Genomic DNA, 1,789 nt, shown 5'->3' on the forward strand with positions numbered 1-1,789 from the left:
TGGGAAGCGTCACATGTGTATAAGAGAAGAATCGTACTGCGCCCCGTCCCCCTTGGGGGACAAATTGGCGCAAAAGGGGGGGTTATCACCCTCGCTTCCGGACTGTTCCCTGTCAAAAAAAATTGGTTTGTTCTCCTCCGGTTCCCTTCAGGCCAGGGCCGCCACGGTATCTGCCCAGGTCTCGACCTTTGTGCGGATCGCGTCGTCCGAGTACGAGGAGAGGTTGACGCGTTCGCGTGCAATCGTTACCATGTACAGCTCGCCGTTCGGGTCGCGGCACCGTATGGTTGCCGAGTAGGTCTCGCTGTCCGGGTCGCGGACTGCGGTCCCTCCATGGGCTGCCGCGAGCGGGGCGCTGCCGAGCAGTGCCGTTGCGCCGGCATTGAACCCGGCGATGGTGTCGAATTTGCACGAGTCATTGCCCACGGTCTTTGCATCGGTGTCCTGGTAGATCACCTTCACGACATAAGCTTCCTTGCTCTTCTCCACCGGCTGGTGGCTGACGCCGCCTTCCGTCCATGCAACGCAGCCGAACGGGTTGTCCGTGATCACGGACTGGACAATTGAGTCGAATGTCGATACACCTGCGATCGGGGTCGCGAGTTCGCGGACCGCGGTCTTTACGTTTGTCTTCTCAACAAAGTCTGCCATTGTTTTTCTCCTCCTGTTTTTGATGTGGTGGCGGCCGGAAGATCTTCAGGATCTCCGGCCGTTTGTTCCGGGGGATGTGCGCAATTCTCCCGGACCAGAGCAGGGACTCCGTTTCTGCTTTGGGTCATTGAGGCCCCTTTGACACCTAATATACGACGTGAAAGGCAATGGATTTTAATTCAAAAAGGATTTTTTTGAAAAACGGAGGAAAAATTAAGGCTTTTTAGAGAATTAGCAGGTTTTTTTCGGGTTTTTTCCAGGGAACAAAATTGTTCCTAATGATGGAAGATCCAAACGGCGATAGAAATGCCGGGTCGAACTGAATTATGTCCCCCTCCTCTTTCGCTCGTCCAAAGGACCCATTAGGGCATGGTCCGGGACATGGCTTTTCAACGGCGTGAAAATGAGATGGATTCCTAATTATTGACCTGTTGAAAGCCTGCATTTTTGCGATTAGGACATGTTTTTTTCAAAATAAGGGGGATTCTGAGCCCTTTACGGGCCCGGATTCGGGGAATTCCCGGGAGGTGTCTCCTCTCCGGTGGCAATTCCTGAATCCTTGGCAAGGGGTTCTGTTTCCTTGGATCCCCCACCCCGGCGCAACCGGAATTTACCGTGCACTGGCAAGCGGGTCTCCAGTACAACAGAGTTCGATGAGACCTGTTGTCGTTAGCCGGAAAAACCGGAGTACACCGTACGGGCTTCCGGTCCAGAGTTCCAGGAACCGGCCCTGGCATTGCGGCACAAGCCTTAAGCGGGAAATCTGTTCTGCGTACTGAAATTCAATTTCCCCGATCGATCCGTGGAGCCGGCGGGTCCGCTGGACCAGGACAACAGCGGTATATGCTGCCGCGTGGATAACAAAGTCGCAGACACTTCCGCGTTCCCTCCGGCAGGGCGTAACAAAACCCCGTGACCATGCAACCGGCAGAGCAATGCAAAGCACGCTTTGCGGCGGTCGTCCACGGCTCATGCAACACTCTCCTCATTGCCCCGGGATATCGTCAGGCCTCCCGCATTATTGAGTGACGGCCGCAGCTCTCGTTTGATGGAGCGTGAATGAACGCTCACGTGGTACCGGTGCTGTTTCATCTTTGGGACAACAATCCCAACACCTGCCGCACGGTTTCTGATGTTC

The 1,789-nt window shown here is 54.9% G+C and carries 2 protein-coding genes; both read right to left on the bottom strand.

Annotated features, from left to right (window positions below; genetic code table 11):
• Positions 1-147 precede the first annotated feature (147 nt).
• A complete protein-coding gene (locus tag CW742_RS11805) occupies positions 148-651 on the bottom strand; it encodes a hypothetical protein (protein WP_292420623.1) in 504 nt (167 codons plus the stop codon).
• Between the two features lie 610 nt (positions 652-1,261).
• Positions 1,262-1,624, bottom strand: coding sequence for a hypothetical protein (locus CW742_RS11810; protein WP_292420624.1), 363 nt, complete (start codon positions 1,622-1,624; stop codon positions 1,262-1,264).
• Between the last annotated feature and the right edge of the window lie 165 nt (positions 1,625-1,789).

It is taken from the genome of Methanoregula sp. (genome assembly GCF_002835825.1).
GTDB lineage: Archaea > Halobacteriota > Methanomicrobia > Methanomicrobiales > Methanospirillaceae > Methanoregula.

Coding starts and splice junctions, on each gene's coding strand:
- CW742_RS11805 (WP_292420623.1), bottom strand. CDS start 651: ATGGCAGACTTTGTTGAGAAGACAAACGTAAAGACCGCGGTCCGCGAA.
- CW742_RS11810 (WP_292420624.1), bottom strand. CDS start 1,624: ATGAGCCGTGGACGACCGCCGCAAAGCGTGCTTTGCATTGCTCTGCCG.